8 protein-coding genes are annotated in these 6,423 nt (G+C 65.7%); 4 read left to right on the forward strand and 4 right to left on the reverse strand.

Annotated features, from left to right (window positions below):
- The 4 genes from QZ332_RS12720 to QZ332_RS12735 all read right to left on the reverse strand — a co-directional run.
- The coding region (locus QZ332_RS12720; RefSeq protein WP_295766089.1) for an AIR carboxylase family protein at positions 1–246 on the reverse strand (246 nt) is incomplete at its 3' end.
- Positions 247–280: 34 nt separating this feature from the next.
- Complete coding sequence (locus QZ332_RS12725) at positions 281–1,006, reverse strand: GntR family transcriptional regulator (protein ID WP_295766091.1); 726 nt, start codon at positions 1,004–1,006, stop codon at positions 281–283.
- 289 nt (positions 1,007–1,295) lie between these two features.
- Positions 1,296–2,369 carry a G5 and 3D domain-containing protein gene (locus tag QZ332_RS12730; protein ID WP_295766093.1) on the reverse strand — a complete coding sequence of 358 codons (1,074 nt, stop codon included), beginning with the start codon at positions 2,367–2,369 and terminating at the stop codon, positions 1,296–1,298.
- Positions 2,370–2,753: 384 nt separating this feature from the next.
- On the reverse strand, positions 2,754–2,990 hold the full coding sequence (locus QZ332_RS12735; protein ID WP_295766095.1) for a helix-turn-helix domain-containing protein: 237 nt from the start codon (positions 2,988–2,990) through the stop codon (positions 2,754–2,756).
- A 132-nt stretch (positions 2,991–3,122) separates the two neighbouring features.
- Here QZ332_RS12735 and QZ332_RS12740 point away from each other — a divergent pair, with 132 nt between their 5' ends.
- From QZ332_RS12740 to QZ332_RS12755, 4 genes are all read left to right on the forward strand, one after another.
- Entirely contained in the window at positions 3,123–3,293 is a 171-nt protein-coding gene (locus QZ332_RS12740) for a hypothetical protein (protein WP_295766097.1), read from the forward strand.
- Positions 3,294–3,559: 266 nt separating this feature from the next.
- Positions 3,560–4,555 carry a tRNA dihydrouridine synthase DusB gene (dusB, locus tag QZ332_RS12745; RefSeq protein WP_295766099.1) on the forward strand — a complete coding sequence of 332 codons (996 nt, stop codon included), beginning with the start codon at positions 3,560–3,562 and terminating at the stop codon, positions 4,553–4,555.
- Positions 4,552–5,160 carry an RNA polymerase sigma factor gene (locus tag QZ332_RS12750; RefSeq protein ID WP_295766101.1) on the forward strand — a complete coding sequence of 203 codons (609 nt, stop codon included), beginning with the start codon at positions 4,552–4,554 and terminating at the stop codon, positions 5,158–5,160. The genes dusB and QZ332_RS12750 overlap by 4 nt, the downstream gene beginning before the upstream one ends.
- Positions 5,157–6,044, forward strand: coding sequence for an anti-sigma factor (locus QZ332_RS12755; RefSeq protein ID WP_295766103.1), 888 nt, complete (start codon positions 5,157–5,159; stop codon positions 6,042–6,044). Before QZ332_RS12750 ends, QZ332_RS12755 begins: the two co-directional genes overlap by 4 nt.
- Positions 6,045–6,423: the final 379 nt, after the last annotated feature.

The following is a 6,423-nucleotide window of genomic DNA, read 5'->3' on the forward strand; positions in this document are numbered from 1 at the left end:
GACGGGCAGGGTGGTGTTGGCGGCGACGGCCCCCGCCAGGTGGGCGGCCATGCCGGCGGCGCAGATGATGACGCCGAACCCGTTCTTCCGGGCGTGGGAGGCGAAGTCCGCCACCTGGGCGGGGCTGCGGTGGGCGCTCATGATATGGGCCTCGTAGGGGATGCCGAAGGCGTCCAGCTGGGCGCAGGCGGCCCGGACGGTGGGCCAGTCGGAGTCGGAGCCCATGAGCACGGCGACTTTCTTCATAGCGTGTCTCCTTTCAAAACAAGGCGTGTACCGGTCACAGCTTTTTCCGCATGACCGTATGGCGGAACATGCCGTCGGCGAAATACTCGGCGGAACAGAACACCGGCTTGCCGTCGATGTCGTAGTCCACCTCTTCCATGTACAGCAAAGGCGCGCCCAAAGGCACCTGGAGCAGCCCCGCCAGCGCTTCGTCCGCCGGGACGGCCCGCAGGTCCGTCAGGTCCAGATAGGGGTATACGCCGCAGATCTCCTGCAGGAAGTGGAAGATGGGGAGCTTCAGGTCCTCCTCGGTGTAATCCCCCCGGACCAGGGCCTTCTCGAGGACGTCCTCGCAGTAGATGGCGGGCCGTCCGTCGGCGGTGCAGAGGCGGGAGACCCGGAGCACGGGCGTCCCCACAGGGATCCGGAGCTGGGCGGCGGTCTTCTCGTCCGCCGGTCCCTCGGCGGTGCGGATGGAGGCCACCGCCGGGACGTGGCCGTTCTGCCGGATCATGTCCAGGAACTCCACCTCGATGTCCATCCGGGTCTGGACGTCCAGCACGTGGCGGTTGATGATGGTGCCCACACCGTGGCGGCGGGTGATGAAGCCCTCCCGCTCCAGGGAGGCCAGGATGTCCCGCAGCTGGGTGCGGCTGATGCCCAGCTTGACGCAGAGGACGCTCTCCCGGGGGAGACGCTCGCAGCGGGCGTATTCGCCGGTGCGCATGGAAGCCAGCAGCTGGGCGCGGATGGCCTTGGTATGGGACATGTGACTGTTCATTCCGAACACCTCGCTCGTGATGGGATCCCGGGGAAGGGGCCCTCCCGCCTCGGCGGGATAGGTCATACCTATTGTATCGGTTTCCGGAGCAGACCGCAATTGACAAAATGAACAGTTCCCAGCCCCCTCGGATCGTCGAGTTATGATATATTTTCAGGAGCCCCCTCCCCGGCGGGAGGGGCCCCTCCCGTAACGCTCCTCCCCGGCGGGGATGGTCCGTCACCGGTTTGCCTTTCGACGCGCTGAGGCCCCCGGCGTTTCGCCGGGGGCCTCATGGACGGTCGTCCCGTCATTCCAATAGATAGACCGTGCAGCTCCGCCGGCCGAACTGGATGCACTCGTCGTAAGAGTCGTAGTAGAGGTCGATCGTGCTGCCCTTGACGCCGGTGTCCTCCGCCACGGCCAGGCCGTAGACGATGCCGCCGGCAACGATATACATCCGGGTGCCCAGGGGGATGACGCTCTTGTCCACGGCCACGGTGCCCACATGGACGGCGGTGCCGCTGGCGGTGACGGTGCCCACGCCGTCGTATCCGGTGGTGTAGGCGGTGGCGGTCATGGAGCGGACGCTGGAGTAGCGCAGGACGGTGCCGTCTCCCAGGGTCAGGGTGCCGCCGCCTCCGGCGTCTTCACGGACGCCGGCGATGCCGCCTCCGGTCCCGCCTTCCGTCAAGGCGGGGGCCGCCTCCGCGGGCTCAGGGTCGGGAGCGGGCTTGGCGGTGCCGTAGCGCACGATCTCGTCCACGGCGGTGTTGGACAGCTCCTCCACGAACCGGCGGGAGAGCCGGGCGCCGTTGGACCAGACGGCCTCGTAGACGGAGGAGCGCACGCCGTCCGCGCCCGCCTGGACCACCGTCTCCTCGCCCTCCGGCATCCCGGGGTCGGCGATGCGCCGGGTGACGGCGGGGGCCTCCTCGGTCACATATTCGTGATAGGTGAGCTCGGAGGAGATGTCCAGCTCCGCGCCGGCATCGGTGAGCTCCACGCCGATCGTCTCCCGGGGGCCGGGATCGATGTGCAGCCGGGAGAGGAGGGAGGAGATGCTCTCCTTGCGGGAGCGGACCGTCAGGTCCGTGTCCCCGTGGCGGATGGTGACGGCGGCGCCCTCCCGCAGGATGAGGTCGTAGCCCCGGCCGCCGTTGGAGAGGTAGAGCATCTGGGAGGAGAGGTCCCGGGGGGCCTCCCGGGCCTGGCCGAGGAGGATGGCCGCCTCGCCGGTCTTCGAGCCGGCGGTGAGGTACAGGGAGTCGGCCCATCCGGTGGCGGAGAGGCCGGTGACCGCAGCGACGAGCAGGCAGAAAAGCAGCATGCTGCCGCGGCGGAACAGGGTGCGCAGCAAATGTGGTCGTTGTTCAGAGTTCATGATCGCAGCCTCCTATAAGGTCGTTCCACGGCAGAGGCGCGGGCTCCCGCCCTGGGCCGCTCCGCTCGGGGGCGGCGGGACGCCTTGCCGGTCCCCGCTGGGGGGAGTATTGCGCGGCCGCCTTCCTGGGAAGGCGGTCTGTAACCTTTGTTACCAAAGAGAAGATGCAACTAATATACAACATATCATACGCTATTGTCAATAATTTTTGAATTTATAGGAATTATTTTCCCTGTTTTAGATCGGTTTAGACAAGAGCTGACTGGAAAATATTCTGCGGCGGACGTGGAAAAGTTACAAAATGGTAACGAAAAAAGGGGAAGGAAGGGGATGGCCACGGCATAGAAAAAAGCCGCCGGGGACCGGCGGCGGGGCGCGTATCCTTTAGATACGGTCTTCGAAGAAGTCACAGACGGATACGTTCAGGAGGTTCGCCATGCGGAAGAGCATGGGGAGAGAGATGCCGGCGACTTTTTTGCCGTTGTTGGCCTCGATGCGGCTGAGGAACCCGATGCTGCAGCCGACCAGACTGGAAAACTGTTCTTGAGTCAACCCGGCTTTCTTGCGGTAGAAGGCGATCCGCAACCCAAGCATCCGGTATTGCTCACGGTATTCTTCCATTTTGCACACGCTCCCTTTCCATTTATAGTAGCATGTGACAAAAAGAGAGTGTTACTACTAAATACATTTGATTTACGATGTGACAAGTAGTATAATCTATCTATTATGGATAAAGAAAGGACGGATGGGGCCGTGAAAAAGGTGACGTTCAAGATGGAGGATTTCCTCTATGACTTCTACAGGAAGGTCGGCGAGAAGTCCGAGCGGACAGCGGAACAGGTGATGAACGACACGCTGTTCCGGTTCGCGAGGGACGCTTCCCTGCGGACTGCCGGCAAGGGAGGAGAGCAGGGGGATCCCTGATTTGTCGAAGACGAGAGGGACCCCTCCTGGGTCCCTCTCGCAACGTTCCTCCTTCCGGTCGAAGGAGCCTCTGCTTTTTTCGGCGCTCCGGGCCCGCCGGACGGCGGGCTCCTTTTCTTGCAGCAGCTCCTCCCGCCGGGCGGAGGGGGAGGAGGCCGGCCCGGGAGATCCCTCTTGGCGGGAGAAGGACGTAGACTTTCTTGCGAGATCGTGTTATGATGATACTCCATGAAAGGATCCCCCTTCGGGAGAGAGGAGCCCTCCCTATGAACATTGGGAACGTCACGATCGATTCGAAGCTGGCCCTGGCCCCCATGGCCGGGGTCACCGACGCCGCCTTCCGCCAGCTCTGCGCCGAGCTGGGCGCGGGCTACACCTGTACGGAGCTGATCTCCTCCAAGGCCCTTTGCTACAAGGACAAGAAGACCTTCGGCCTCCTGCGCCAGTTCCCGGGGGAGCACCCCGCCGCCGTGCAGATCTTCGGCAGCGACCCCGTCTGCATGGCCGAGGCCGCCCAGATCGCCGTCGAGCACACCGGGGCGGACATCCTGGACATCAACATGGGCTGTCCCATGGGCAAGATCGTCAACAACGGCGACGGCGCCGCCCTGATGAAGGACCCCGACAAGGCGGGCCGCATCATGGAGGCCGTGGTGAGGGCGGCCGGGGTCCCCGTCACCGCCAAGTTCCGCCGGGGCTGGGACATGGGGAGCTGCAACTGCGTGGAGTTCGCTCAGGTCCTGGAGCAGGCCGGGGCCTCCGCCGTGGCGGTCCATGGCCGGACCCGGGCCCAGGTCTATGGCGGGCAGGCGGACTGGAACTGCATCCGGGCCGTGAAGGAGGCCGTTTCCATCCCCGTCCTCGCCAACGGCGACATCTGGGAGCCGGAGGACGCCGTGCGTATCCTGCGGCACACCGGGGCGGACATGGCCATGATCGGCCGGGGCTGCTTTGGGGATCCTTGGATCTTCCGGCGGGCGGAGGCGGCGCTGGAGGGGAGGCCGATCCCGCCCCGGCCGCCCCTGGCGGAGCGCTGCGACCTGGCCGTGCGGCAGTTCGAGCTGGCGGCGGAGCACAAGGGCGAGCGGGCGGCAGTCCTGGAGGCCCGGCGGCATTACTGCTGGTACCTCAAGGGCGTGCCTCACGCCAATTATTATAAGGAGCAGATCGTCCGGATGGACACGTTAGAAGATGTGTACCGGGTGACCCGGGGCATCAAGCGGGACCTCCGGGATGAGCGGCGGAGAGAGGAGGGGCCATGACCGACGCGCGGGAACGGAGATGGATCGACGCCGCCCGGGAGGGGGACCAAGCGGCCTTCGAAGAGCTGGTGCGACTCTATGAAAAACGCGTGCTGGCCTTGACCCAGCGGATGTGCCGGAACAGCGAGGACGCCGCCGAGGCCGCGCAGGAGGCGTTCTTCGCCGCTTGGCGGGGCCTGAAGGACTTCCGGGGGGAGAGCAGCTTCTCCACCTGGATCTACCGGCTGGCTTCGAACGCCTGCGTAGACCTGCTGCGGCGGGAGGGACGGCATCAGGCGGCGGTCTCCCTGGACGACGGGGAGACCGGCCTGGATATCCCGGCGCGGATCCCGTCCCCCCAGGAGGAGGCGGAGCGCCGGGAGCTGGGGGAACAGATCGAGGCGGGGCTCCGGGCCCTGCCGCCGGAGTACCGGGCCGTACTGGTGCTGCGGGAGATCCAGCAGCTGCGGTATGACGAGATCGCCGGGGCGCTGGGGCTGGACGTGGGGACGGTGAAGTCCCGGATCAGCCGGGGGCGGAAACGGCTGAGGGCTTTTTTGCTGGAGAGCGGGAACTTTTCGCCCCCGCCTCCGTCTAAAGGGACAGGAAAGGAGGGCCGTCCATGAGATACTGTGAGCGATACGCGGCCCTGCTGGACCTGTTCGTGGACGGCGAGCTGCCGCCTGGGGAGATGGAGCAGGTGCAGGCGCACCTGGCGGTCTGCCCCGGCTGTCAGGCATATGTGGACGACGCGCTGGCCATCCGGGCCGGGTTCCCGGATGTGGAGGATACGGCCGTGCCGGAGGGGTTCGCCGCGGGCGTGATGGAGCGCATCCGGCGGGAGCACGAGGCGGAGCGGAAGAGCGCGGAGCTGCGGCAGCGGTCCCTCCGGCGCTGGGCGGGGACGCTCGGCGCGCTGGCGGCGTGCTGCGCGCTGGTCATCCTCGTGCGGACGGGGCCCGGCGGTCCGGGAGGAGACGACGGCGAGGCGATGACGGCCTCCGGCGCGGCGGCACCGGCCGAGTGCGCACTGGATGCGGCCGGAGCGGATGGGAGCGCCGGTGAGGGCGGGATCGCCCCTCAGATGGCGGCGGCTCCGGCGGCGGTGCCGGAGACCGCCGGAGCGGAGGGAGGAGCAGACCCGGCAGAGGGACCGCAGAAGGTCCGGACGGTAACGACAGGCGGGGACAGCGCGGATACCGGAGGGCCCGAGGAAGCGGAGGCCCCGCCGGGATCCGATGACGTACCGCCGGCCGATGTCCCGGCGGCGGCCCCGAGAATCGTGGACGGCACGGCGGACGATCGGGGAGCGGCCCTGTATCTGACCGCGGGAGAGGCCGGAGGGCTGCTGGACGGATCTAATGTAGTATGGGAGAACGCAGTGGAATGGCACTATGAACTGAGCAGGGAAGAGTATCGGGCGCTGCTGGAGGCGCTGGGCCGCCAAGAGGAGTTCCCGGAGGCGGAGGAGGGTCCCTTCCTGGTGGTGGTGTCGGGGCCCTTGGAATAGGTACGATCGATCGCAGGCCGGCTTCCCGCGGAGGGCCGGCCTGCACTTTGGCCTCGAAAGGGCCGGCATTGTGAGAACTGCACAGAGGTCATACCGGGCCATGAGCGTTTCGCCGGTATTTTACAAAAAGGGAGAAAAAAGGCAAAAAACCGCTTGACAAACAAATAGCGGCGTGGTAATCTAACAAAGCTGTCTGACACGGCGGTGGCGTGCGGCAGGAGGTCGCGGACGAGGGACGGAAGGAACTTGAAAGAAACCTCTTGACAAAGCTGAGCCGGTGTGGTAAGATAGCAAGGCTAATAGAATAGCATGGGACCTGGGATGCGGGCTCGAAAAGATCTGAAAAAGATTTGAAAAAAGAGCTTGACAAAGAGGGGAG

The organism is uncultured Oscillibacter sp. (assembly GCF_910584465.1).
Taxonomy (GTDB): Bacteria; Bacillota; Clostridia; order Oscillospirales; family Oscillospiraceae; genus Oscillibacter.

Bases quoted from the DNA above. Each gene is read 5' to 3' on its own strand.
- dusB (WP_295766099.1), top strand. From the start codon at position 3,560: ATGAACATTGGGAACGTCACGATCGATTCGAAGCTGGCCCTGGCCCCC.
- QZ332_RS12755 (WP_295766103.1), top strand. From the start codon at position 5,157: ATGAGATACTGTGAGCGATACGCGGCCCTGCTGGACCTGTTCGTGGAC.
- QZ332_RS12750 (WP_295766101.1), top strand. From the start codon at position 4,552: ATGACCGACGCGCGGGAACGGAGATGGATCGACGCCGCCCGGGAGGGG.
- QZ332_RS12730 (WP_295766093.1), bottom strand. From the start codon at position 2,369: ATGAACTCTGAACAACGACCACATTTGCTGCGCACCCTGTTCCGCCGC.
- QZ332_RS12735 (WP_295766095.1), bottom strand. From the start codon at position 2,990: ATGGAAGAATACCGTGAGCAATACCGGATGCTTGGGTTGCGGATCGCC.
- QZ332_RS12725 (WP_295766091.1), bottom strand. From the start codon at position 1,006: ATGAACAGTCACATGTCCCATACCAAGGCCATCCGCGCCCAGCTGCTG.